The 24,972-nt window shown below is 61.5% G+C and carries 25 protein-coding genes and 1 other annotated feature; of the genes, 13 read left to right on the top strand and 12 right to left on the bottom strand.

Annotation, left to right across the window (positions count from 1 at the left end):
- Position 1: 1 nt before the first annotated feature.
- The 5 genes from N5A92_RS23585 to N5A92_RS23605 are packed head-to-tail and all read left to right on the top strand — an operon-like array spanning position 2 to position 4,905.
- Positions 2-1,045 (top strand): TRAP transporter substrate-binding protein, encoded by a 1,044-nt coding sequence (locus N5A92_RS23585; protein ID WP_260906761.1) that lies wholly within the window; start codon positions 2-4, stop codon positions 1,043-1,045.
- Between the two features lie 30 nt (positions 1,046-1,075).
- The gene (locus N5A92_RS23590; RefSeq protein WP_260906762.1) at positions 1,076-1,618 is read left to right on the top strand and encodes a TRAP transporter small permease subunit; all 543 of its coding nucleotides are present in this window, start codon (positions 1,076-1,078) and stop codon (positions 1,616-1,618) included.
- 3 nt (positions 1,619-1,621) lie between these two features.
- The gene (locus N5A92_RS23595; RefSeq protein WP_260906763.1) at positions 1,622-2,902 is read left to right on the top strand and encodes a TRAP transporter large permease; all 1,281 of its coding nucleotides are present in this window, start codon (positions 1,622-1,624) and stop codon (positions 2,900-2,902) included.
- Between the two features lie 24 nt (positions 2,903-2,926).
- A complete protein-coding gene (locus N5A92_RS23600; RefSeq protein ID WP_260906765.1) occupies positions 2,927-3,598 on the top strand; it encodes a DUF2848 domain-containing protein in 672 nt (223 codons plus the stop codon).
- Between the two features lie 20 nt (positions 3,599-3,618).
- The gene (locus N5A92_RS23605; RefSeq protein WP_260906767.1) at positions 3,619-4,905 is read left to right on the top strand and encodes an amidase family protein; all 1,287 of its coding nucleotides are present in this window, start codon (positions 3,619-3,621) and stop codon (positions 4,903-4,905) included.
- An 88-nt stretch (positions 4,906-4,993) separates the two neighbouring features.
- Here N5A92_RS23605 and N5A92_RS23610 read toward each other — a convergent pair whose 3' ends face one another.
- The 6 genes from N5A92_RS23610 to N5A92_RS23635 form a co-directional block, all read right to left on the bottom strand.
- Positions 4,994-5,275, bottom strand: a complete 282-nt coding sequence (locus tag N5A92_RS23610) for a hypothetical protein (protein WP_260906769.1) — start codon at positions 5,273-5,275, stop codon at positions 4,994-4,996.
- Positions 5,276-5,517: 242 nt separating this feature from the next.
- On the bottom strand, positions 5,518-5,703 hold the full coding sequence (locus N5A92_RS23615; protein WP_260906771.1) for a hypothetical protein: 186 nt from the start codon (positions 5,701-5,703) through the stop codon (positions 5,518-5,520).
- A gap of 222 nt (positions 5,704-5,925) precedes the next feature.
- Positions 5,926-6,258: a hypothetical protein gene (locus tag N5A92_RS23620; RefSeq protein ID WP_260906774.1), complete on the bottom strand. Its 333-nt coding sequence runs from the start codon at positions 6,256-6,258 to the stop codon at positions 5,926-5,928.
- 274 nt (positions 6,259-6,532) lie between these two features.
- Positions 6,533-7,060, bottom strand: a complete 528-nt coding sequence (locus N5A92_RS23625; protein WP_260906775.1) for a gluconokinase — start codon at positions 7,058-7,060, stop codon at positions 6,533-6,535.
- Positions 7,061-7,069: 9 nt separating this feature from the next.
- Positions 7,070-7,834 carry an SDR family oxidoreductase gene (locus tag N5A92_RS23630; RefSeq protein ID WP_260906777.1) on the bottom strand — a complete coding sequence of 255 codons (765 nt, stop codon included), beginning with the start codon at positions 7,832-7,834 and terminating at the stop codon, positions 7,070-7,072.
- A 38-nt stretch (positions 7,835-7,872) separates the two neighbouring features.
- Positions 7,873-8,547: a GntR family transcriptional regulator gene (locus N5A92_RS23635; RefSeq protein WP_313958452.1), complete on the bottom strand. Its 675-nt coding sequence runs from the start codon at positions 8,545-8,547 to the stop codon at positions 7,873-7,875.
- Positions 8,548-8,768: 221 nt separating this feature from the next.
- Between N5A92_RS23635 and N5A92_RS23640 the strand changes: the two genes are divergently transcribed.
- From N5A92_RS23640 to N5A92_RS23660, 5 genes are all read left to right on the top strand, one after another.
- Positions 8,769-9,788, top strand: coding sequence for a TRAP transporter substrate-binding protein (locus N5A92_RS23640; protein ID WP_260906779.1), 1,020 nt, complete (start codon positions 8,769-8,771; stop codon positions 9,786-9,788).
- Between the two features lie 113 nt (positions 9,789-9,901).
- Positions 9,902-10,471, top strand: coding sequence for a TRAP transporter small permease subunit (locus tag N5A92_RS23645; RefSeq protein WP_260906781.1), 570 nt, complete (start codon positions 9,902-9,904; stop codon positions 10,469-10,471).
- 54 nt (positions 10,472-10,525) lie between these two features.
- Positions 10,526-12,124, top strand: coding sequence for a TRAP transporter large permease (locus N5A92_RS23650; RefSeq protein ID WP_260906783.1), 1,599 nt, complete (start codon positions 10,526-10,528; stop codon positions 12,122-12,124).
- 116 nt (positions 12,125-12,240) lie between these two features.
- Entirely contained in the window at positions 12,241-13,134 is an 894-nt protein-coding gene (locus tag N5A92_RS23655) for an NAD(P)-dependent oxidoreductase (protein ID WP_260906784.1), read from the top strand.
- A gap of 33 nt (positions 13,135-13,167) precedes the next feature.
- Positions 13,168-14,115, top strand: a complete 948-nt coding sequence (locus N5A92_RS23660; RefSeq protein ID WP_260906785.1) for a DMT family transporter — start codon at positions 13,168-13,170, stop codon at positions 14,113-14,115.
- Between the two features lie 78 nt (positions 14,116-14,193).
- Here the strand turns inward: N5A92_RS23660 and N5A92_RS23665 are convergent, their stop codons facing one another.
- Positions 14,194-15,231, bottom strand: a complete 1,038-nt coding sequence (locus N5A92_RS23665) for a class I SAM-dependent methyltransferase (RefSeq protein WP_260906786.1) — start codon at positions 15,229-15,231, stop codon at positions 14,194-14,196.
- 258 nt (positions 15,232-15,489) lie between these two features.
- On the opposite strand from N5A92_RS23665, the gene N5A92_RS23670 reads away from it, so the two are divergent.
- Positions 15,490-17,484 (top strand): putative bifunctional diguanylate cyclase/phosphodiesterase, encoded by a 1,995-nt coding sequence (locus tag N5A92_RS23670; RefSeq protein WP_260906834.1) that lies wholly within the window; start codon positions 15,490-15,492, stop codon positions 17,482-17,484.
- A gap of 40 nt (positions 17,485-17,524) precedes the next feature.
- Here N5A92_RS23670 and N5A92_RS23675 read toward each other — a convergent pair whose 3' ends face one another.
- The 5 genes from N5A92_RS23675 to N5A92_RS23695 form a co-directional block, all read right to left on the bottom strand.
- A complete protein-coding gene (locus tag N5A92_RS23675) occupies positions 17,525-18,028 on the bottom strand; it encodes a cell wall hydrolase (RefSeq protein ID WP_425248632.1) in 504 nt (167 codons plus the stop codon).
- Positions 18,029-18,302: 274 nt separating this feature from the next.
- Positions 18,303-18,635, bottom strand: a complete 333-nt coding sequence (locus tag N5A92_RS23680) for a hypothetical protein (RefSeq protein ID WP_260906787.1) — start codon at positions 18,633-18,635, stop codon at positions 18,303-18,305.
- A 102-nt stretch (positions 18,636-18,737) separates the two neighbouring features.
- A complete protein-coding gene (locus N5A92_RS23685; RefSeq protein WP_260906788.1) occupies positions 18,738-19,592 on the bottom strand; it encodes a universal stress protein in 855 nt (284 codons plus the stop codon).
- 17 nt (positions 19,593-19,609) lie between these two features.
- Positions 19,610-21,094, bottom strand: a complete 1,485-nt coding sequence (locus N5A92_RS23690; protein WP_260906789.1) for a SulP family inorganic anion transporter — start codon at positions 21,092-21,094, stop codon at positions 19,610-19,612.
- Positions 21,095-21,167: 73 nt separating this feature from the next.
- Positions 21,168-21,223 (bottom strand) — a sequence feature (sul1 is cis-regulatory element that is thought to sense ions involved in sulfur or methionine metabolism; They are found in Alphaproteobacteria).
- A gap of 104 nt (positions 21,224-21,327) precedes the next feature.
- On the bottom strand, positions 21,328-22,173 hold the full coding sequence (locus tag N5A92_RS23695) for an AraC family transcriptional regulator (RefSeq protein ID WP_425248634.1): 846 nt from the start codon (positions 22,171-22,173) through the stop codon (positions 21,328-21,330).
- A gap of 98 nt (positions 22,174-22,271) precedes the next feature.
- On the opposite strand from N5A92_RS23695, the gene N5A92_RS23700 reads away from it, so the two are divergent.
- Together N5A92_RS23700 and dctP are read left to right on the top strand one after the other, a co-directional pair.
- On the top strand, positions 22,272-23,480 hold the full coding sequence (locus N5A92_RS23700) for an MFS transporter (RefSeq protein ID WP_260906792.1): 1,209 nt from the start codon (positions 22,272-22,274) through the stop codon (positions 23,478-23,480).
- A gap of 509 nt (positions 23,481-23,989) precedes the next feature.
- Positions 23,990-24,970 (top strand): TRAP transporter substrate-binding protein DctP, encoded by a 981-nt coding sequence (dctP, locus tag N5A92_RS23705; protein ID WP_260906793.1) that lies wholly within the window; start codon positions 23,990-23,992, stop codon positions 24,968-24,970.
- The last annotated feature ends 2 nt before the right edge of the window (positions 24,971-24,972 follow it).

Consider the following 24,972-nt stretch of genomic DNA (forward strand, 5'->3'; position numbering starts at 1 on the left):
CATGAACACCATTCGCAACGCACTTCTGGCCGGCACAGCGTTTTTGACCGGCGTAGCCGCTGCCAACGCGGAGGAACTTTCCGTCGTGGGAAGCTGGAGCAGCCTGCCGCTCTACAAGCAGTATGAGGCGCCGTTCTGGACCGAGACGCTGCCGGAGGCCTCGGGAGGTGAGTTCGAGGTCAGCATGACGACCTTCGACCAGATGGGCATCGCCGGCGCCGATGTTTACCGCATGCTCGGCGATGGGGTATTCGACGTCGGGATGACGGTTGCCGACTATACGGTGGGGGACGCGCCGGAGCTGGAGGGTCTCGATGTGCCGCTGGTGGCGACGACCGCGGAAGAGGCGCGCAAGATGGTCGATGCGGCCCGGCCCATGGTCGAAGATATCATGGCCGAACGCTTTAACGCCAAGCTTCTGGCAATCGCCCCGTACCCGCCGCAGGTCGTGTTCTGCAAGCAGCCTGTCTCTTCACTCGCGGACTTGAAGGGCAAGAAGATCCGAGGCTCCGGCCGCATGACCACGAAGCTTCTTGAAGCGCTTGGCGCAGAAGGCATCAATGTCGGTTTCTCGGAGGTTCCGGGGGCGCTCGAGCGTGGCGTGGTTGACTGCGCGGTGACCGGTGCGGGCTCCGGCTACAGCGCGGGCTGGTGGGAGGTTTCGTCCCACCTGATGACCCTCCCGCTCGGCGGCTGGGACCCGGTGGTCACGGCCATCAACCTCGACAAGTGGGAAGCGCTTTCCGACGAGCAGAAGGAATTGCTTGTAAGTGAGATCAAGAGCCAGTTCGAGGCTCCGGCCTGGGAGGCCGCCTCCGGCGCGCTCGCCACGGACGTTGCCTGCCTAACCGGCAACGGCGACTGCCCGGCTGGAGAGCCGGCCGACATGACGCTCGTCGAGCCGACGGAGGCCGATGCCGAAGCCGCGCGGGCGATCCTGGAGGAAACGGTTCTCCCCGAATGGGCCGACCGCGCCGGGGCCGACTGGGCGAAGCGTTGGAATGAGAGCGTCGGAGAGACCGTAGGTGTGCAAATCCCGCTCTGATGTGTCGAACCTGGGGTCGGAGGGCGAGATATGTTTGAGAGAATCGTCGACGCCCTCCGGCGTTTGAACCGGCTGATAGCGCTGATCGTGGGCGTCGTACTGGCGCTCACGGTGCTCTTCATACTCGCGGACATCACCTTGCGGCAGTTCGGCCGCTCTTTCGGCGGCTCGGACGAGATATCCGGCTATGTGATGGCGGTCGTCGCAAGCTGGGGGCTTCCCTTCGCGCTTCTCGAGCTTGCCCATGTGCGCATCGACCTCTTACGCCTGCGCCTGGCGACGACCGGCCGCAGCGTTCTCGACATACTGGCGATCTCCACCACGGCCGCCGTCACGTCGGTGGTTGCCTGGCAGGCCTGGCCGGTGCTCGAGAAGACGCTCGACCGTGGCTCGCGCGCCAACACGCCTCTCGAAACGCCGCTGTGGATTCCCCAGGCGATCTGGTTCTCCGGATGGGTGTGGTTCGCGCTCGTGTCGACGATCCTGCTTTTCTGCGCCATTGGCCTGCTCGCCCGGCGCCGGATGGCATCATTCGAACGCTCCTTCGGCACCGCGGCGGAAGTGGAGGCTTGAGCCGTGATCTGGTCTGTCTCCATTGCGCTTCTCGGCCTGCTCTCCCTCTCCATCCCGGTGGGGATCGTTCTGTTCATCCTGGGGTTCGGCATCGACCAATTCGCTTCGCCGTTTCCGCTCATACGCGGGCTCGGCCAGGTCGTCTGGTCGTCCTCCAACAGCTCCACGCTGATCGCCATTCCCTTCTTCGTGTTGCTCGGCGAGATCCTCGTGCGCGGCGGCGTGGCGGAACGGACGTATTCCTCCCTCGACAAGTGGTTCTCCTGGCTGCCGGGCGGCCTGGTTCACGCCAATATCGGCACTGCCACGATGTTTTCGGCCACCTCCGGCTCGTCGGTCGCGACTGCAGCGACGGTGGCGACGGTCGCCATGCCGCAGGCCGACAAGCTCGGCTATGATCCCCGCCTCTTCTCCGGCGCCATAGCAGCGGGCGGCACCCTCGGCATCCTCATACCGCCGTCGATCAACCTGATCGTCTACGGCTTCCTGACCGAAACCTCCATTCCGCGGCTTTTTCTGGCGGGTCTCATACCCGGCCTCCTCATGGCGGCCGCCTTCATGGCGATAACCGCGCTCATCTGTTGGTTCTGGCCGGCCCTCGGCGGTTCAAGCCGCAGCTTCGGTTGGGGAGAGCGCATCGCAAGCCTGGCTCAGCTCGTGCCCATCATCGCCCTCTTCACGGTGGTCATCGGGTCCATCTACGCCGGTTGGGCGACACCGACGGAATCGGCCGCCGTCGGCGTTGCCATGGCGCTGCTGATCGCCGCAATCAACGGCGGCGTGGGGCTGAGCATGCTGCGCGAAGCGCTGCTGGGCACGATCAGGATCACGGCGATGATCATGCTCGTCATCATCGGCGCCTATTTCCTCAATTTCACACTGGCTTCGGCTGGCCTCGGCCGCGAACTCACCGGCCTCCTGCAAGGGACCGGGCTGTCGCCAATGGGAACGCTGTTTCTGGTGATCCTTCTCTATATCGTCCTGGGCTTCTTCATCGAAACGCTGTCCCTGATGGTGGCGACCATTCCAATCATCGTTCCGATCATTGCCGAGCTCGGCTTCGACAAGGTCTGGTTCGGTGTCCTGATGATCGTGCTGATCGAGATGGCGCTGATCACCCCGCCGGTCGGTCTCAACCTCTACGTCGTCCAGGGCGCGCGCAAATCGGGAACGCTGAGCGAGGTGATGATGGGGGCTCTACCCTACGTGCTCGTCATGCTGGCCATGGTGGGGCTGCTCGTCCTCTTTCCCGGCCTGGCGCTATTCCTGCCAGCCGCGCTGTAACCCTCTTTAAGAAGGAATATCTCCATGCGTTTCACATGCGCCGAAAGCACGCTCGACCTCGATTTCGCCCATTGCGTCGTGGCCGGCTGGACGGGCCGCAACCCGGATGCGATCCAGCATCATATCGACGAGCTTGCCGCCATCGGCGTCGCCCCGCCGTCCACCGTTCCGCTCTATTACCGCGTTTCCGCCGGTCTTCTGACCCAGGCGCGGTCGCTCCAGTTCGTGGGGGAGAATACGTCAGGCGAGGTGGAGCCGCTTGTCGTGCGTGCCGGTGGCAAAACCTATCTGGGGCTCGCTTCTGATCATACCGACCGGGAACTGGAGGCGCACTCAGTCGCCCTGTCGAAACAGGTCTGTGCCAAGCCTTGCGCCAGCGAACTTTGGGATTTCGAAGAGGTCGCCGACCGGTTGGATGCTCTCGAGTTGCGTTCCTGGATCAAGGAGAACGGCGACTGGGTGCTCTATCAGGAAGGAACATTGAGCGCGATGCGGCCGATGGCCGAACTGATGGAGGGTGCGGCGCTGGAGGCATTGTCCGGAAAAGGGCCTGCGGCCATGCTCGGCGGGACGCTCGGGGTTACGTCGGGCGGCGTGCGCCCGGCAAGCGAATTCCGCATGGAGATGCGCGATCCGGAAACCGGACGCACGATCACCCATGGTTATTCTATAAAGACATTGCCGGCTGTTGCCTGACAGGGGAGGGGATAGAAGACATGAACGATATCATTGCCAAGGCCAAGGAGGCTATCGCCAAGGTGGAGGGGCTGGGTGACGAGACCGGTCGAATCTTTACCGCCTTCGATCCCGACAGGATACTGGCAGACGCCTCCGCGCTTGAGGCGCGCAGGAACGCGGGCGAGGAGATGCCCCTTTACGGCATGCTGATTTCCATCAAGGACCTGTTCGATGAAGAGGGTCGGGTAACCAGCGCCGGATCAAAGCTTCTTAAAAACGCTCCCCCGGCGGATAAAGACGCTACCGTGGTGGCACGCTTGAAGGCGGCCGGGGCGTTGTGTTTCGGTCGCACGTCGATGAGCGAGTTCGCCTATTCCGGCGTCGGCCTCAACCCTCACTACGGAACGCCCGAAAGCTTTTTCGGTGCATCGCGTATTCCGGGCGGTTCCTCATCGGGGGCGGCACTCACCGTTGCCCACGGACTGTGCGACGCAGGGCTCGGGACAGATACAGGCGGTTCCGTCCGCATCCCCGCCGCAGTCAACGGGCTCTACGGCTACAAGCCTTCGCAGGCCGTCGTGTCGCGCGAAGGCGTTCATCCGCTTTCCGATGTGTTAGACAGCGTCGGACCGCTGTGCGCCGATCTTGAAGGGGTACTCCTCTTCATGCGCGTGCTGGGGGACGGGCTGGAGCCTCGACCGGCCCCGAATAGGCCACTGCGCCTGGCGGTTCCGGTCAATGCCTTCGTCAACGACATCGACGCTTTCACGCGCGATCATTTCAAACACACCTGTGACCAGCTTCGCCAAGCCGGGCATGACCTGGCGGAGCTCGATCTGGGATTTCTGCCGGAGGCGCTGGGGCTCAACCGCATTATCATCGCCTCCGAGGCCCATGCGCTTTATCGCGACCACCTCGACGAGCTTGAGTCCGTGGGTGACCCGCGTGTCTTGAAACGCATCCGTTTCGCCGAGACGCTTTCCGCCGCAGACCTGGAAAATGCGCTCCAGCAACGCGCCCAGGTAGTGCGTCGTTTCACCGATGTAATGAAAGGCTGCGATGCCTTGATTGCGCCTACGCTGGCGATCGAGCCGCCGACCATTGCCGAGGCGAACGAGAATTTCGATGCGGTCAATGCGATGATGCTTCGCAACTGCTCTCTGATCAATCTCGTGGATGGCTGCGCCATGGCCATGCCGACCAAGGGCAACGGCGCGTTGCCGGGAAGCCTTATGTTGGCGGGGCGCAACGGAGATGATGCGCACATTCTCGGGCTGGCAAGGGCGCTGGACGAGGTTGTGGCCGCTGATCACGTGGGACGATAGGTAGGCGTCGGTAAGAAAAGCAGCCTCGGATCGAGGCTGCCTTTCTCAGTCCGGAGGGTGGACTGTCGTCCAGAGGGGAACGTCGCTTCTAACGTGCGGTCTGGAAGCGCGGAACCGACTGGTCGTTAGCGTCGCTGGGGCCAAAGCCTTGTGCGGCGGAGAAGCCGGCCGATCCCCGAATGGTGGGGGCGGACGCGTTGCCGATGCTGGCGGTTACGGTCGACCGATCGATCTGGGCGTCCATCTGGAAGCGCGGAGCCGGCTGGTCGTTTGCGTCACTGGGACCGAAACCCGAAGCCGCGTCGAGAGCGTACGCGTTGCCGGCGCCAAGCATGGCGAGTGCGGAAGTGAGAACGGCGATCTTGTGCATGATAGTCTCCGGTCTTGGTTCTGCGGGAAGGAAGTTTCTCGCGACCATGCAAATATAGGATCTATTCTTATTACTGCTACTCAACTGTACTTCACATAATTGAACTAAGCGTCAATAATACTTCACGCGTTTGTATACTTGTCCGTGATTACTATCACGTGTTTGTGAGTGGTGGCATACCAATGGCGGCGCCGGAACTTGAGTACCTGCTGCGTCCGGGCATGCGAATATCGGACAGGATCCTACAGGCGGGCTTTTCTCGGGAAGGGGACGATCTCGGCCGGCGGCCGGCGATATTCGGCCGTGGCGATGGCCTCGATGAGTAAGTCCAGGCTTTCCCGTACCTTCTGGCTGGTCTCATCGGAGCCGTATAATTCGTCCTGTGCGCGCTCGAGAAGTTGCCGCGCGGCCGCGAAATCGCTTTGCATGTCTCACCACAATCTGCGCCCGCCCATATGCGGCCAATTCTGACCCAGGTCGATTGTGGCTTCGCAAACAAAAACGCTCGGATTTGAGATGAATTGCCGCCATCCCGTCTCGGGCGGGCGACGCGGGATAAAGAAAAGCAGCCCGACATTCGACGGGCTGCTTCTCGGCTCCGGAGGCAAGGGGGGTAGCCTCCGGCACCGGGGGGCTGGTTCACCCAGTCATTAGCTGGGCTCGAAGGCGTCAGAGGCGTTGTAGCCGTTGTAGATCCTCTGGGTGCTGGACGGCGCGACCGTCGGCTCGGCGTTGTCGAGCTGGAAGCGAGGAGCAGGCAGATCGCTGGCGTCGCTGGGGCCGAAGCCCTGAGCGGCGGAGAAACCAGTCTGGCTCTGGCCGATGCCGGAAGTCACCACCCTGTCGACGGGCGCGGACTTGATCTGATGCTCCTTGTAGGCATCCGGACCGGCGTTCGGGTCGCTTACCTTGAAGTTCTGCGCCATGGCGCTGCCGGCACCCAACAGTGCGAGGGCGGAAGTCAGAATAATTACCTTACGCATAATAGTCTCCAGTCTTGTCTTTGGTGAGGAGGGAGGTTCCTCGCTGCTCCATATAAATGGACACTCAAATCCAAATTTCTAGCCATGACTGCTATCACAAGTTTGTGAACAGTGATGAACCTGGTGTGAAGCATGGGGTTGCCGGCAGCCGGAGCCGGCTGCAACAGCCCGCCGCCCTGGGGTCGGGGGAGCACTGCCACGCCGACTGGAGGATCCCAGTCTTGGCAGCGTGATCGGCTCCGGCGATCCCAGCGTATGATTATTGGAACGGGTCTTACGCCGTGTTGTTGAACGCTTTTGCCCAAGGGAGCGCGTCGTGCATCAGCGCGTCGACCGGGCGGGCAATGTCGAGCGTAAGCGTGTGCGGCTCGCCCTGCGGCTCCTCCAGCGTGGCAAACTGGCTGTCGAGCAGGGAGATGGGCATGTAGTGGCCCGTTCGCTTCTCCATGCGCGACAGGATAAGGCTCCGCGCACCCTTCAGGAAGATGAAGCCGAGCGGAATCCCGGCGCGGACGCGCAGGCGCTGGCGGTAAGCGCGGCGCAAGGCCGAGCACGCGGCCACGGCGAGACCAGTCTCGCCGGCAGCCTCGCTAAGCCCATGGCCCAGGCGGTCGAGCCACGGCCAGCGGTCCCCGTCCTCAAGGGCGATACCGGCGGACATCTTGGCGATATTTTCGGGCGGATGAAACTGATCGCCCTCCAGAAAGGGGCAGGCGAGGGCACGGGCGACGAGCGCGCCGAGGGAGGATTTGCCGCTGCCGGCCACCCCCATGACCACAATCCCTTTTGCTTTGTTCGCCACCGTCACTCCTCAGATCGATGCGGTGATGCCACCGTCGACATAAAGCGTGTGTCCGTTGATGAAGGACGAACCCTTGCCGGCGAGGAAGACGGCGGCGGCGATGAGTTCTTCCACCTCGCCCCAGCGGCCGGCCGGCGTGCGCTTCTCGAGCCATGCGGTGAAGGCGGGGTCGTCGACAAGGGCCTGATTGAGCGGCGTCTTGAAATAGCCCGGCGCGATCGCGTTGGCCTGGATGTTGTGGCGCGCCCAGTCCGTTGCCATACCCTTCGTCAGGTTGCGAATGGCGCCCTTGGTGGCGGTGTAAGGCGCAATGCCGGGCCGCGCCAGCTCGCTTTGCACCGAGGCGATGTTGATGATCTTTCCCGCACCACGCGCGATCATGCGGTGGGCAACGGCCTTTCCCACAAGATAGGCGCTGGTGACGTTGGTCTTCAAAAGCAGTTCCCACTTGTCGTCGGGAAAGTCCTGAAGGGGCGTGCGGAACTGCATACCGGCATTGTTTACCAGGATGTCGATGGGTCGCTGCGCCTCGATGTCGGCGATGGCGGCGTTGACGGCTTCGGCATCGGTCACGTCGAAACAGGAGACGACGACCTCGCCGCCAGCCTCGCGGATAGCGCGGGCGGCGGCCTCGGCCCGCGCTTCGTCGCGCCCGTTGACGACGACGGCCGCACCATGGGCCGCGAGGCCCTTGGCGAGTGCGAAGCCGATGCCGAGGCTGGAACCGGTGATGAGGGCCGTCCTACCGGTAAGGTCGAACAAGTCAAAATGCATGGGCGCGGCCCTCCTGCCGCTTAATCTTTATTCGGCTCTCAGGCGCTCTTCAGCCGCTCGCCCACGTCGCCGCGGTAGGTCTGAAGGTGGGTGTGGATGGCGGACTGGCAGGCCGGGATATCACGTTCGATGGCCGCCTTCAGGATCGCCGCATGCTCAGAGGTCGTTTCCGGACGGAAACCTGCGGATTTCAGCCCGGCGACGACTTGCTGGCGATACTGCTCGTAGATGTTGCGATGGGTGGCGCGCAGCACATCGGACGGGCAGGCTAAAAGCAAGGTCTCGTGGAACTCCCAGTCGATGCGCGTCCAGATCGGCACGATGGGCGCGATATCCGCGGCAGCCTTCATCTTCCGTTCGATGTGAACCAGCTTGTGATGCGCCGCCGCCAGCCGGGCTTCCCATTCCAGGTCGCCGTTGAGGATCGACTCTTTCGCGCCCTCGCACTCCAGAAGAATGCGCAGGTTCATCATGTCGGTGAGCTGTTTCTCATTGGCGAAGGGGACATGGAAGCCCTTCTGCTCTTCCTGCGTCAACAGGTTTTCATGGGCAAGGCGCAGGAAGATCTCGCGCATGGCGCTGGCGCTGATACCGTAGGCGTCCTTGAGCATGTCGGGGCGCAGTTTCTCGCCTGCCTTGAATTCGCCCGCCATGAGCCGCGCCTTGACGGCGCGGTAGATAGCAGACGGCCTCATGGCTGTTTCGGCATTCATCGGTACTTCCCCCTCGGTAAGGGGGCTCCCGGCGTGACTCTTGCGTTCACTTTATTGCAAGTTTTGTAATCTGCAAGGAATTACAAAATTTTTTCTGTATTTTAAAAGCCGGCTTGTGCCGCATACTGCGCGTTGATAAGTTTCCCGACAGCCGTGGAGAGGAAGCGGCTTCACTCGGAGCGGTGGCCGAAGGGGCGTCCGCGGAAATGGGAGGAAAGTTTATGAAACCTAAGAAGACGTTTTATGCGACCACCGCGGCGGCCGTGCTTTTTGCCACCGCCGCGTTTGCCCAGACGACCACCTTGCGCATTCAGACGCACTATGCGCCGGAGACGCCTTCGGGCAGGAACGCAGCACAATATGTCGAGGACGTGCAGGCCATGTCCAACGGCGAAATCCAGATCGAGATGTTTTATTCCTCGTCGGTCGTTAAATCCGTGGAGACCTTCGACGCGGCGGCCACCGGCATTCTCGACTGCGACATGACGGGCGGCGCCTACCAGACCGGCAAAAACCCCGCCTTTCAGTTCGTCGGCGACATCATGGGTGGCTATGACACGCCCTATCAGCAGCTCTCCTGGCTTTACTATGGCGGCGGTCTGGAGGCTGCCCAGGAGCTTTACAACAAGTACGACATGCAGCTCATCGGCTGGTGGGTCGTCGGTCAGGAGGCACTCGCCTCGACCAAGCCGATTGCCGGCATCGACGACCTGAAGGACTGGAAGTTCCGCTCTCCGCCCGGACTGGAGACCGAGATTTTCGCCGCGCTCGGCGCCAAGCCCACGGTGATGGACTTCACGGAAGTCTTCACGGCGCTGGAAACGGGGATTATCGACGGCGCCGATGCCTCCATCCTGGCGAACAACAAGGGCATGGGCCTTTACGACATTGCCCAGCATGCCACCCATCCCGGCTTCCATTCGATGCCCTCCGATCACCTGGCCTGCAACAAGGCCAAGTGGGACGCCATGCCCGAGCACCATCGCCGCATCATGGAGGTGGCGATGGAGAAGCTGGCCCTGCGCCAGGCGATGTCCAGCGAGGTGGCCAACAACGAGGCTGTTGCCGAGCTGCGTGAGGCCGGCGTGACCATCCACAACTGGTCGGAAGAAGACCGTGCCGAGTTCCGCGAGGTCGCCCAGGAAGCCTGGGAAGGCTGGGCGGAGAAAACTCCCGAGGCCCGTGCGCTGGTAGATAGCCACAAGGCCTATCTCAAGCAACTCGGCCTGTTGACGGACTAAGTTGAACGGCATGCGGGGAAGGCGGCACTGAGGCCGCCTTCCTTTTACCGGGTTTCCAGCTGGGCTCTTGGTCGTTTGCCCCGCGGATCCTGGGCCGGAGACGGGAGGATTTCATGGTCGAGCACGAGAAGACGGGCATCGTCGACAAGGTCACCTGGTCGATCAGCCGGGTTAGCATGATCCTGCCCGCCGTCATCGTGGCCGTCATGTTCTGCGAAGTGGTGTTGCGGTATCTGTTCGCCAAACCCACGCTCTGGGCCAACGAATTGTCGCTGTGGATTGCCGGCGCCGTCTATCTGCTGGCTGGCCTTTATGCCATGCAGCAGCGAAGCCACATCCGCATCACATTGCTCTATGACGTCCTCCCGCGCTGGCTTCGCAAGACCTGCGACCTGGGAGCCCTTCTCTTCCTGCTGATTTTCGTCTTTGCTGTGATCTGGGGCGGGTTCGGCGAGGCATGGGTCAAGCTCAACCGATGGGAAACCTTCGGTACCGCGTGGGACCCGCCGATCCCGGCGACGCTGAAGCCGCTCATCCTCGTCGTTCTCGTGCTAACGGCCATCCAGGGGATTTCCAACCTGATCTACGACTGGAACCAGGATCCCGAGGAACACACGCCGCTCGACGAGATCGGTATCGACGTCGAGGCGATCAAGGAAGAAGCGGACAAGCCGCACGGCTGACGCACCATCTCAACATAGACAACCAGATTATAAGAACAACGGGGACGGGGAACCATGGATATCGGCGTCATCTCCTTGACCGTGCTCTTGGGCATGCTCGCGCTCTTGGCCATCGGCATGCCGCTTGGTTTCGCCTCGGGGTTCCTCGCCGTCGTCGTGATGGTGATGAAGTTCGGGCCCGACCTGCTCTTTTCGAATTTCGGCACGGGCCCGCTGAATATCCTGGCCCAGCGCATGTATGGGCTGTGCACCGACTACGTGCTGATCTCCGTACCGCTGTTCATCCTGATGGCGACGCTGCTGGAGCGCTCCGGCATAGCGCGAGACATGTATGACAGCCTCACCCGCTGGCTGAACCGTACGCGCGGCGGCATCGCCATCGTAACCTCGATCATGGCCGTAGTGATGGCGGCCATGTCCGGCATCATCGGCGGCGAGGTCGTGCTGCTTGGCCTGATAGCTCTGCCGCAGATGCTGCGCCTCGGCTACAACCAGAACCTTGCCATCGGCACGATCTGCGCTTCGGGGTCCCTGGGAACCATGATCCCGCCGTCGATCGTGCTCATCATGTATGGCTTGATCACCGAAACCTCGATTCAGGCCCTCTTTACCGGGGCCTTCGCGCCAGGCCTCATTCTGGCCGCTTGCTACATCATTTACATCGTCGTTCGTACGCGGCTGAACCCGTCCCTGGCGCCCTTGCCGGAGCCGAAGGACGACGACCTGCCGCCAGCGGAGAAATATCGCGCCTTTGCCATCCTCATGGGCTGGTTCGTCGGTGTGTGGGGCGCCGGTGCGCTGGTGCATGCGGCGCTGATCGAGACACAGAACGCTTTCGGCTTGCTAAGACCCACCGATTACTTCCCCTACAGCGGGTCGCAATTGTTGTTCTACGGTGCGCTTGCAGTCGCCGGGCTCTTCCTTCCCACTCTGATGTTCGGCGTGGTGAGGGCCAAGATAACATGGGCCATGTCGAAGGGTCTGGTTGCGCCGCTGGTCGTCGTCTTTGTGGTGCTCGGCTCCATCTATGGCGGCGTGACCGGCATCACCGAGGCCGCCGGGATGGGTACGATCGCGGTCCTGACGCTTATCATCATCCGGAAAGAGTTTTCCGTCACACTGGTCCGTGACGCCCTGACGCGCACCTTCAGGTCGACCGGTACGATCATCTGGGTGACGTTCGGCGCGACGGCACTGGCCGGCGCCTATACGATCGCCGGCGGGCCAACCTATGTGGCCAACCTGATCGTCGGCGCGGAACTGCCGACGCTTGGCATCCTACTGGTCATGATGGTCATCTTCCTGTTTCTCGGGGCGTTCATGGACTGGGTGGGCATCGTGCTGCTTGTGATGCCGGTCTTCCTGCCCATCGTGCTGAAGCTGCCGCCAGAGGAAATCGGCCTGTTCGGCCCGCTTGCCGACGCGCGCTCCTATGTGCCGGTCTGGTTCGGCATCCTGTTCTGCGTGAACATGCAGGTGTCTTTCCTGTCGCCGCCTTTCGGGCCTGCCGCCTTCTACCTGAAATCCGTGGCGCCGCCGCACATCACGCTGCCCGACATCTTTCGAGGGTTCCTGCCCTTCATCGCCATCCAGATTCTGATATTGATGCTGGTGCTTTTCTTCCCGGAATTGACGATGCTCTTCCGGCGGTAGCACCGGATGGTAAGCCGCCGTGGCCGACGGTCCCGGCGGCGCGCATGTTTGGGATTGTCGGCGCCTATCTTTCGCAAGGGCGCCATCGTACCGCCGACGAGTAGAGGAGACACGAGATGAGCAAGCCGGATATCGGTTTTATCGGACTGGGGCTGATGGGCTCGGCAATGGTGCAGCGCCTCCTGGACTGCGGTTACGGCATGAGCGTGCTTGGCAATCGCAACAGAGCGGGGGTGGAGGCTGCGGTTTCGCGCGGGGCATCGGAAGCCGCCAACGGGCGGGAGCTAGCAGCGGCAAGCGACATCGTGATGCTGTGCATGGATACGTCCGCTTCCGTCGAGGCGCGGATGTTCGGCGAAGACGGTGTTATCACCGGGTTGAAGCCGGGAGCGGTCGCCATCGATTTCGGGACCTCGCTGCCGGCTTCGACGCGACGCATCGGCGAGGCGGTGGCTGCCGCCGGCGCAACCTATATGGATGCGCCGCTCGGCCGCACACCGGCCCATGGCCGCGAGGGCAAGCTCAACATCATGTGCGCCGGCGACGAGGCCACCTTCCAGCGCATCCGGCCGGTGCTGGACGATCTGGGTGAGAATGTTTTTCATCTCGGGGCGCTGGGCTCGGGCCACACGATCAAGCTCATCAACAACTTCTACGCAATGACGACGGCTGCCGCGATGGCGGAGGCCTTTGCCATGTCGGACCGGACGGGCGTGTCCCGTCAGGCACTCTACGACGTGCTCTCGGCCGGCCCGAACAAGTCCGGCATGATGGACTTCATGAAGGCCTATGCGGTGGATGGCGATCCCAAGCAGCTCGCCTTTGCCGTGCGCAACGCAAAGAAGGACGTCGGCTACTACGCCGCCATGGCGGAGGATAGCGGCGGGGTCTCCATCATGTCCGGTTCGACCAAGCTTGCGCTCAACCTTGCCGCCGGCGGTGCCTTCGGCGAGCGGATGGTGCCGGAGCTCGTCGACTTCTTTTCCTCCCTTACGCGCCAGGACGGCTGACGCGCGACCCTTCCGCCGGGAGATCCTGCCCTTATGGCCGGTACAGCCGCACGCCCGATCGAAGACAGGCCAATGCTCGGCATCGTCCTGATGCTGTTCACTTATTTTCTCTTCTCGTGCGTGGACGTGTCAGCCAAATGGTTGGCGCTTGCGGGCCTGCCGGCGGCCCAGCTCGCCTTCATGCGCTATTTCTGCCATGTGGTTATCTCCGTCGGTCTGATTGCGCGGGAGGGCATTTCACCTTCCCGGTTCGGGACGGATCGCGCGGGGCTCGTTCTGTTGCGCTCGGTCCTTCTCATGGGCTGCACCGTCCTCAACTTCATCGCCGTGCGCTACCTGCCGCTGACGCTGACATCGACCATCATGTTCTCCTCGCCGATCATCATCTGTGCGCTGTCCGGCCCGTTCCTGGGCGAGAAGGTGGGTGTGTGGCGGTGGTCAGCCATCATCGCCGGCTTCGGCGGCATCCTGATTGCCATCCGGCCATTTGACGCCGGCTTCCACTGGGCGGTGTTCCTGTCGCTTGGCAATGCACTGGCCTTCGCTGTCTATGCGCTGATCACGCGCAAGCTTTCGGGCAAGGTGTCGTCGGACACGATGCAGCTTTACAGCGGATTGGTGGGTGCGGTGCTGCTTGCGCCCTTCGCTCTTGCCGCATGGCAAAATCCCGCCACACCGCTCGATTGGACACTGATGGTCGGGCTCGGCGTGCTCGGGTGGCTCGGCCATGAGATGCTGACACGTGCGCACGGCTACGCGGCGGCCAGTGCGCTGACGCCGTTCTCCTATGTCTTCATCATCTATCTGGGGACCTGGAGCTACATTGTCTTCGGCGATCTGCCGGACCGCTGGACGGTCCTCGGCGCGCTTATCATCACGGCGGCCGGCATGACCATTTGGCTGCGTGAGCGCTGGTTGGCGAAAAGTGAACCGGGCCGGCTGGTGCGGCACCCGGCTGCCGAGACTGGCCGTCCGGCCTGAAGCGCTGCCGCCGCTGGTAGCTTATGCATTCTTATGCGTGAGGCTTATGCGTGAGGCGAGGGTGGTCGGCCTCGCGCCTCATGCGCGCTTCTTCAGAGTTGCGTAGATAACGTTGCGGTTTGAGCCGAAGTGTACGGAAGCTTCGACGGTGTTGCGGTCGACACTCGCGTTGATGATTTTCCACATGTCTGCTTCCGAACGCAGCAGCAACGCCCAATTCATGAACGTCTCCATATAGCCGTCGACGCTAATTTCATCGGCGAAGTTCGCAAATAGGAACACACCGTTCGGCTTCAGCATTCGAAGGCAGGTTTGCGTGAGCCGCACTGCAACCTTGTGGGAAAGGTAGTCGTAAAGTCCCGCCGCATAGACGAAGTCGAACCGGCCAAGACCGTAGGCGTCGGCCAGCAGTCCCCGCACCGAGCCTTCGACCGCTTCCACGGATGTCGCCTCGAAGTCGCGTGCAAGCGAGCCGACACTCATCGGGTCCTGGTCGAGGGCGACCCAGCGACTGATGCGCCCCTCCCGAAGGGATCTTGAGTGCTCCGCCTCACGCAGATGGCCGCAGGCGACCGTCAGGATCTCCGTCTCCTTGCCCCTGGCGGTTGCGATCTCGTCCACCTGTTTTGCCAAGAGGTCGCGACGTTCCCGCACGGCGACCGACGACGAGGCGTCGTAGGTGTACCGATAGAGCGCACGGCCAAGGGGAGAGGCCTTTGCGACCGCTGCGGACACACTGGGATGGCCGTATATGAAATCAAGCAGTTGCGCGTCCCCCGAATAGCCCCTGGGCTTTTTAAAGGACCAACGCGTAAACGGATCCTGCAGAAAGAACTCGGAGACCGGATGGTTTTGCGCGATCGGGATCAGGGCTTGCCAAACACCATTTCGATAACTGCGGCGCATGTGGTGGAGTTCTATGGCAGTTCGATCAATCACCTGGGATGGGTCTCGACCGTTTTCCAGCTGCTGCTTGGCGATGTTCAGCACCAGCGCCAGTCGTGCTCGAGCATGTGCAAACTGTTCGGCGGAAGGCTTGCCCACCCCCGAACCGACTTCGGTCGCAATCGCTTCGGGGGTGATGAGACTCTCCCCATCGAACGCCGTCCCGCTCATATTCTTGTACCCCATTGGTTAATGTGCATTAACCATATACCGATGGACGAGAGCAATTGCCAACCGAGGATAGACAAGCATGACGCGCGGCCGGTCGTCTCAGCTTGGTCAGCCAGACCTCAACAACTTTAGAAAAAGTCGAAGCGTTTCACCCAGTATTTTGTAAGCTGGCCGGGTTATCGTGTCTGTTCGGGCCCGCGCAGAAGGCTCCAACCGGCAGGGCGGGGTGTGGAATTTTCCGTATCTGAGCGTCATTTGATGGATGAGTGGGCGACGCAAGAGTTGACCGATCCGCTCGACAAGCGTGCACGGCAGCAATGGGAGAGCCTGCCTACGGGAGAGCTCCGCGCACTCTATCGAGAGCAAGACGAGAGCCGGCGAAGGACGACGGCCAGGCATGGCCTTTGGCTGGGGGTGGTAGTCTACCTGCTTTATTCGATCACCGACATATTGCTCATTCCCGATGTTGCAATCCACACAATCGCCGCGCGTATTACGGTTGCAGCGGCAGTGCTCATCTTGATTGAAGCCCTCGTCCACACGAAAGCCAGCCCAGATTCGCTCGACCTGGCCTGCGCCGCTGCCCTGCTCGCCGGCTTTCTCGGTTGGCTTGGCCCTGCAATGATGACAGAGCGGGTTGAAAGCCTTTCATATTACATGGTGTTCGGTACCATATTCATGATGGGCGCCAACCTGTTCTTCAGCCTCCGCTTCGTCCTTTCGGTGGTCACGTCCGGCGCGATTCTCGTGGGCTCGTTGCTCGCTCTGACGCTGTTTCCAGTGGATGCCTCGTACCAGATCGCGCTCGGAACGTTTTACATCTCCTGCTTCATCTTCACTTCCTTCGTGAACTGGAAGCTCAACCAGGAGCGGTACAACGTCTTCCTGAATGCCGTGGAAGCGAAGCTTCAGCACGAAGAGGCGACCGAACGGGGCGAGGCTCTTCTGAGGCTATCGAGGACTGATCCGCTGACTGGTTTGGACAATCGCCGAGCCATCGAGGAGAAGCTGCGGCATCGCTGGTTCGAGTGGCGCGCCTTCGGGAGAGGATTTGCGGCGATCCTCATCGACGTCGACTTCTTCAAGAAGTTCAACGACCACTACGGACATCAGGAAGGTGACCGCTGCCTGTCGGTGGTGGCGCAGGCTCTCGGCCAGACTGCGGCACGATACAACGCCTCCATCGGACGCTACGGTGGTGAAGAGTTTATCGTCTTGGCGGGCATCGATGAACAAAATCAGGTCGCACATCTTGCCGAGGAGATCCGCCGCACTGTCGAAACTCTGGCATTGCCACATGAGAAACGACCGGACCGGCCCTTTGTTACCGCAAGCGTTGGCGCGTCCTTCACCAGAAGCGGGGACGGTACGAAGCTGGAAAAGATCATCCACGAGGCTGACAGAGCCTTGTATCTGGCCAAAGGAAACGGTCGCAATTGCGTTCGGCTGTTCGATCCGGACGATCCTGAGAGCGACGAGGAAGGCGAAGACATAGCGACTTTGCTTAAGATCGCGATCGAACAGAATCTCATCTCCCTAGTATACCAACCAATTCAGGACCTCGCGACTGGCCGGATCGAGGCTGTCGAGGCCCTCATGCGGCTGAGAACCATCGATGGGAAATCCATTGCTCCGAGACAGTTTATTCCCGTCGCGGAGCGAACCGGCGCCATTGCGGAACTCGGAGAATGGGCCTTACGCACCGCCTGCCGGGAGCTCCTGGAGGAACTCCAGGTGCCCACTATCAGCGTCAACGTCTCGCCGATCCAACTGAACTTGCCGGGCTTCGCTGCGTCCGTGGCGGCCATTCTGGATGAGACCGGTGTGTCCGGCAGCAGACTCACCTTCGAAATAACGGAAGGGGTGGAGATGACGATCCGCGATGACGTCATTGACTGCGTGAGTGAGCTGAAGCGGCTGGGCATCCGGTTCTGGCTCGACGACTTCGGGACGGGTTTCGCGGGACTCTCATGGCTGCGGCTGATCGACTTCGATACGGTGAAAATCGATCAGTCATTCCTTCACGATGCACGCGGAGAAGCAATGCTTCAGGACATCGCCGGCCTTGTTCGCAACCGCGGCTCAAAGGTGTTGGTGGAAGGCGTGGAAAACCGGGATCAGTTGGCGCTCTTGCGCTCCCTGGGCATCGACCTGGCTCAGGGCTTCCATTTGGGGCGCCCGGATTCCGCACTGCGCTCGCGACCAAACCTGACCATATGGGAAGATGCGCAGCCTATCTTGCGTATCGTGTGATCGAGGCACCTTACGAAGGGTCTAGTCGCTGTCGAAGCGGTCATTCAGGTTGAGGAAGGCCTTGGTCGAGGATCACCGCGCTGATGGGATCGACTGCTTCTGGCTGCGCGTTGTAGGAAAGCGCGCTTTGTTGTGTAGCGGATTGGGATTTGGGAGCGGCGGCGGCAATCTTCTCGACCGGAGGCGGGGCCATCGGCTGCGTTACCAGGCGCCTGCTTCGTTTCTCATAGAACGCGTTGCCGCCGGCAACGAGCACATAATGCATGTTCTTGTAAGGGAACGTTAGCCCCGCAGTGTGGAAGAACATAGATTTCCGTACTCCGGGATGCCGCTCGCCCTTGAGCACCGCGTCGGCAGCACTTTGCACATCCGGCAACGCCTTCGAATTCATCGGACGGGAAAGCACGCCAGGCGCGAACTGCCCCTTTTGTCCCACGACGCCGCAGATCGTATCGGGATATTCCTCGGAATCGACACGGTTCATGACCACCGTGCCGACAGCCACCAGTCCGTCACGGCTCGACCTGTTGGACTCGAAGAACATGGCTCGCTCCAGGCACTTCCGGTCCTTCTGTGTATAGGCGTGAGACTTTGTGCCGATGGACGATGTAGCGATGCCATCAACGCTCTGCGCGCACCCCCCAAGCACCAAGAGCGACGTGATAAGGCTTGGAACAAGCGGCGTCTTCGATCCCCCGGCAATCATGAAATACTTCTCATTACCACTCCAGCGACCGTTGCGGCCGCGGCAAGAATGAGAAAATTAACGGCGAAAAGATGACGACCGCTATGGCCGGCCTACCATAGGGTGCGGAACCTCACCTGCCTGCCGGCAGTGTGATCAACGCGACCGCTATCAGCGCCAGCACGATACCGGCACCCTGCAAGGCGGAAACGCGCTCGCCGAAAACCGCCAGCGCCAACAGGTTTATGGCCAGCAGTTGGGCGATCGCCGAAAGGCTGAAAGCGATGCCCATGCCGAGGTCCCGCACCAGCCTCAACATGAGGAGATTGCCGAAGGTATAGAGCGCCAGGGTCAAGAAGAGCCAGACCCAGGCGCCGCCCGAAGTCGCCCAGGACTTGGCTGCGCTTGCCGCGGCGATGAAGGACACAGTCGCAGTCAGCAGAAGTGTGATGTTCGTCGACGTCACGAAAACTCCCGGTAATCCCGCCGACAAACCGCAGCCATCGCCGAAAGTTCCCGGCGCGGCTAACGGAGCGGAAGCTTCACCTGTCCTGCTCTGGTTTCATTCCTATCGGTAAAGCACCACCGGTATCTTGCACGAGCGTATCATCTCGGTCGTGGTCGAACCAATGATGAGATTGCGGATGCGGTTATGCCCGTAAGCGCCCATGATAAGCAAGTCGATACCGTTCTTCTCGACGATTTCGCTGATGACCTTGTGAGGCTCGCCCGGCAGAAGCCGCGACGTCACGTCGTAGCCGCCACCTTCGAGAAGGCGCTTGGCGTCATCAAGCTTCTTTGTGTTCTCAGGGGATTCCGGACCCACGGTCACCAGATGGCAGTCGAGCCCCGCGTAGAGCGGGCTGCGGGCTACATGGTCGAGCGCCATCATGCTGCTCGGTCCACCATCGTAGGCGATCAGCAGCCTCTGGATTGGCCTGAAGGCGCGTGAGGCGACGAAGACCTGCTTCTTCGCAGCGCGCACCACACGTTCAATGTTGGAGCCGAGATGCAGCTTGGCGAAGTCTGCCGCCTCGCCACGCTTGCCGATGACCAGCATCTCCGATTGCGCCTCGAGCTCGGTCGCGGTCTCGACCACGTCGCCAATGCGAAGCAGCATTGAGACGTCGCTGACACCGGCTGCGACCAAGCGCGCCTTCGCATCTTCAAGGATCGCTCGCCCACGCTTTTGCGCAAGCTTTGCACGCGCTTCGTCAATGGCGCTCAATTCCTCCAGAAGTGCCGAGCGCGCGCCGAGCGCGATATTTCCGGAAAGGTTTGCCGGTTCGCTGGAGGTGTCGCGCCTGCCAATCACGTGAAGCAGCTCTATGCCGGCTTGCGTACGGCCGGCGATCCAGGCCGCATGGTCACAGACACTCGATGCATAGACGGAGCCATCGATAAGGGCTGTGATTTTTGTCATGGTTTCCCCTCCTTGGCCTAATGGCCCATCAGGCGTTCCATCGCGCCAGGCTTGTCATGGATCGCGAGCCGGTCGACGATGGTTTCGCTCGCTTCGTTGAGACCGATAATCTCGACCTCCGCCCCCTCCCTGCGGAACTTGAGCACGATCATATCGAGGGCGGCAACACTGGAGATGTCCCAGATATGTGCGCGGCTGACGTCGATCGTGACCTTTTCCAGGGCCTCCTTGAAGTTGAAGGCGGCGGTGAAGTCCTCCACCGAGGCAAAGAAGATCTGACCCTCGACGGTGTAGTGGCGCTCACGGCCGTCTTGAAGAAGCGTGGAGGAGACGCGGAAAATCTGCGCGATCTTCCAAGCAAAGAAGAGACCGGAGAGAAGCACACCGGCGCCCACTCCGATCGCGAGGTTGTGCGTGACGACCACGCAGACGACAGTCGCCAGCATGACGATCGAGGATGATTTCGGGTGGGTCCGCAGGTTCTTGATCGACGACCAGGAGAAGGTGCCGATCGACACCATGATCATGATCGCCACCAGAGCCGCCATGGGAATGGCGCTCACCAGGTCGCCGAGCACGACCACCATGAACAGCAGGAACGCGCCAGCGGCGAAGGCGGAGAGCCGCCCTCTGCCACCTGATTTCACGTTGATGATCGACTGGCCGATCATGGCACAACCGGCCATACCGCCTATGAAACCGGTGGCCGTGTTGGCGATGCCCTGGCCGATGCACTCCTGGTTGCGGTTCGACGGCGTATCGGTGAGGTCGTCGACGATCTGCGCCGTCATCAGCGACTCCAGAAGCCCGACAGCTGCGACCGCCGCCGAATAGGGCAGGATGATCATCAGTGTTTCGAGATTGAGCGGAATATTGGGGATCAGGAAGACCGGCAGCGTCGAGGGTAGTTCGCCCATGTCGCCAACAGTACGCAGTTCGAAGCCGAAGATCATGGCGACGGACGTGAGCGCGATTATGCAGACAAGCGGCGAAGGGATCGCTTTGGTGATGTATGGAAAGAGGTAAATGATCGCGAGGCCCGCGGCGACCATGACGTATGTAAGCCACGGCACGCCGACCAGTTCCGGGATCTGCGCCATGAAAATCAGGATCGCCAGAGCGTTGACGAAGCCGGTCATCACTGAACGCGAGACAAAGCGCATGACGTAGCCGAGCTTCAAGAGCCCGGCGACAATCTGGAGAAGACCGGCGAGCACCGTTGCGGCGAGAAGGTATTCCAAGCCGTGGTCACGCACGAGGGTGACCATCAGTACGGCAGTTGCCGCGGTCGCCGCCGAAATCATGCCCGGCCGTCCGCCAACGAACGCAATCAGGACGGCGATCGAGAAGGAGGCGTAAAGGCCGACTTTTGGATCGACGCCGGCGATAATGGAAAAGGCAATGGCCTCGGGAATGAGCGCGAGGGCAACAACGATGCCGGAGAGCAGGTCTCCGCGCACATTGCCGAACCACTGCGCGCGATAGGCGGACAGAGAGGGCATGTCAGTGATCGTTCCGATCTTTGGAGTGCGCGACCGCAGACGAGGCCACGCAGGCAAAGGTTTTGTTCAAAACGGTAGTCCGGCGGATCGGCGGCCGGAAGAGCCACCCGGAATTTCACCGGGTCCTGGACGAATGGCATTGCCATACCGCTACGACGCCGTTGCCGCAATGGCGCATCTGCATGGCAGCTATGCGTGTGGCTTATCCCGAGGTGAGGACAAGAGGCAACGCTTCATCCTGGCATTGTCGCCGCCGTGTGGCGCCGCCCGCGTTTGAGCCAGGTCCGCGGCGGTTCGCCAATCATACGCCGAAACATGGTGATGAAGGCGGCGACGCTTTCATAGCCGAGATCGAGCGCGACCGTGGTGACCGGCTCACCATCTGCGAGGCGTGGCAGCGCGGCGAACAGGCAAGCCTGCTGACGCCACATGGAAAGGCTCAGGCCGGTTTCACGATGGAACGTGCGGGTGAAGCTGCGGCGGCTCATCCCCGCCGCTTTGGCCCATTCGTCTATGGTCGTGTGCGGCGAGGGAGCCTTGAGGAAGCGCCGGCAGAGCAAGGCAAGCCGTCGGTCGGCGGGAAACGGAAGGGCGAGCGGCCGCTCCGGCAGGTTCGGGATCTCGTGCAGGAGGAGATCCAGAATAAGTGCACCGCGGCCGGCAGGCGGTTCCTCGGGCGGCAGCGCCATCGCCTCGACGATGAGGTTTCGCATCAAACCGGTGACGGAGAATACGCGCAGGTCCTCCGGCAGTCCGGCGATCGCGCCCAGCCGCACATAGACCGATCGCATCTGAACGTCGCCCAGCATGTCAACCGAATGGTCGACGCCGGCCGGCAGCCAGATCGCATGTTCCGGCGGTACGATCCAGCGTCCGTAGTCGGTGCTCACCATGACGACTCCGGAGAGCGCATAAAGAAGCTGCGATCGAGTGTGGCGGTGCGTTTTCACGTGGTGCCCGTCCGGATAATCGGCCGGCAGCGCAATCACATTGGCCTCTGCTGTCTCGATCCAGTGACGCCGCCGGTCGGCCTCGGCCGGCTGCCCGTCATGTGTCCCTTTCGCGTGCAATTCCACCATTGCTTGGCCCACTTTCGAAACTCTTGGACCAAAACACGAAAGAAGCACGCAAGCAATCGGCCTATGAGAAACAGTCGCAACCTTCGTTGGAACCGATCTTGACCGATACGCCCGCAGCCACCGCACGGAGTTCCGCCGAGACCACGACATTCGTCGTGATCGCGGCTGTCAGTGTCTGTCATCTCATCAACGACGTGATGCAGTCGCTGCTCGCGGCGATCTATCCAATGCTGAAGCAGGACTACGGGCTCGACTTCTGGCAGATCGGGCTGTTGACGATGACGTTCCAGGGAACAGCATCGCTGCTACAGCCGATGATCGGGCTTTACGCCGACAAGCGCCCGCTGCCCTATTCATTGCCGGTCGGCATGGGCGCGACCTTCATCGGGCTGATGTTCCTCGCTTTCGCCGGCCAGTATGCTCTCCTCGTTCTCGGGGCTGCACTGATCGGGCTCGGCTCGGCGATTTTCCATCCCGAATCCTCACGCGTGGCGCGGCTCGCCTCTGGCGGGCGCTATGGACTGGCGCAGTCTCTGTTCCAGGTCGGGGGTAATTTCGGCTCGGCGGTCGGGCCGCTGCTCGCCGCTTTCATTGTCGTGCCGCGAGGCCAGGCCAGCGTGGCTTGGTTCTCCGCAGCCGCACTCGTCGGGATGATGATCCTCTGGCAGGTCGGTAACTGGTACGCGCGCTACCAGGCCACCGCGGCAAGGCGGCCCAAGGCTATCGCGACAGTGACGGTCCCGAGGCGGAAGGTCGTGGTCGCACTTGTCGTGCTGACGATCCTCACCTTCTCCAAGAACATCTATGTCGCGAGCTTCTCGAGCTTCTACACCTTCTATGTCATCGACAAGTTCGCCGTGTCAGTACAGACCTCGCAGGTGCTCCTCTTCGTCTTTCTCGGGGCGGCCGCAGCCGGAACGATTCTCGGCGGGCCGGTGGGTGACAGGCTGGGTGCCAAGGTGGTGATCTGGGTCTCTATTCTGGGCGTGGTGCCGTTCACCCTGGCGCTGCCTTATGCCAACCTCGAATGGACCATCGTGCTCTCCGCCATTATCGGCCTGGTGCTCGCCTCGGCCTTCCCTGCCATCGTCGTGATGGCGCAGGAACTCGTTCCCGGACGTGTCGGGATGGTGGCCGGTATCTTCTTCGGCTTCGCTTTCGGCGTGGCCGGCGTCGCGGCAGCGCTGCTGGGCGTGGTGGCCGATGCGAAAGGTATCGGCTACGTCTATTGGCTCTGCTCGTTCCTACCGCTTCTCGGGCTTCTGACCGTCTTGCTTCCGAACATCAGGCCGGCGGCGCGGAGCTAGTGGTGAAAACCTGACGAAATGCCGTTTTTCGACCGATTCCGCCATTGAAGGACTTCAGGACAATCCCGGGAACGACTCCTTTCCGCACTTCCGGCGGCACAAACTTCGGCCATCTCCTGGTGATGGCGTGGGTAACCACTGGCTTCTGTAGCCCGCTAGATGGTCCGCACATTGACAAATTAGGCGGAACGAAGCGAGAGTCAGCACCAGCATCCTAGCCGATGCATCTCCGGAGGGCCGGGCCATCCCATAAAAGACCGGGCCCGGTCGCCCGGCAATCGAAGATTGCGGTCCGGGTTCGATTAGTGAAGCGCACAAGTCGGACGAATTCGTCACCGCCGATCAACTGGCACGCTGCGAGACTTTCATCACCCTCCTTATCGACCACTGCACGCGATGAGCCAGATCGGCCGGAGCTAATAGTGCGAGGCGCATATTCAGGCCCCAAGCTTGACGCGATGGAGTGTTTGTCTATCAACTGCGTGCTTTGATTATCGAGGGAGGACACGATGAAGAAAACACTTGCCGCGCTAGCGGCGGCGTTCGCTTGCGCGTTCGCCGGGCCGACGCTGGCCGACACGACGCTGCGCATCACGCTCCAATTGCCGACGGCGAGCCATCTCGGCCAGAATCTTCTGATGTTCAAGGAAGAGGTCGAGGCGAATTCGGATGTGAAGATCGAGATCTACGACAGCGCGCAGCTCTATCGCGACAATGAGGTGCCCGAGGCCGTTGGCTCGGGCGAGATCGAGATGGGCGTTGCCTCGCTCACCCGCTATGTGAGCGAAATTCCCGCGGTCGACCTGTTCTACATGCCTTTCGTGCTAAACACCGAGGAAAAGGTGCGCGCCGCCGTGGCGCCCGGCTCACCGGTGCGCGCGCCGCTGGACGAGGCCATTCTGGAGACCGGCAGCCGCGTCCTGTGGTGGCAGGCCTATGGCGGCAACGTGTTCCTGTCGAAAGGTGAACCCGTCCGCTCGCCGGAAGAGCTGAAGGGCAAGAAGGTGCGCGTGTTCGGCAAATGGCTCGGCGAATGGGTCAAGGAAGTGGGCGGCGCGCCGACTCTGATCTCCGGCTCTGAGCAGTTTCTTGCCTATCAGCGCGGCACGGTCGATGTCGGCATGACCGGCATGTCCGGCGTTTCTTCACGCAAGCTGTGGGAGGTGATGGATTCCATCACCGCCGTCAACAATGCCGATATCGAGTTCATCGTGGTCGTCAATGAAGATGTGTGGCAGGGTCTGACCGACGGACAGCGCCAGGTCATCGAGACGGCGGCACGCAACGCTGAAACCCATGTGCGCGACTACATGACCGAATTCGAGACCGAAGCCTTTGCCGAGGCGGAAGCCAACGGCATGAAGATCCACCACCCGACCGATGAGGAAATAGAGGTGTGGAAGGCTGCCTCGCAGCCGGTAATCGACGCCTGGCTGGAAGAGGCCGGTCCACTGGGCCAGCAGGTTCTCGACGCAGCGAACGGTCTCTAGAG

Source organism: Chelativorans salis (assembly GCF_025336525.1).
Classification (GTDB): Bacteria; Pseudomonadota; Alphaproteobacteria; order Rhizobiales; family Rhizobiaceae; genus Chelativorans; species Chelativorans salis.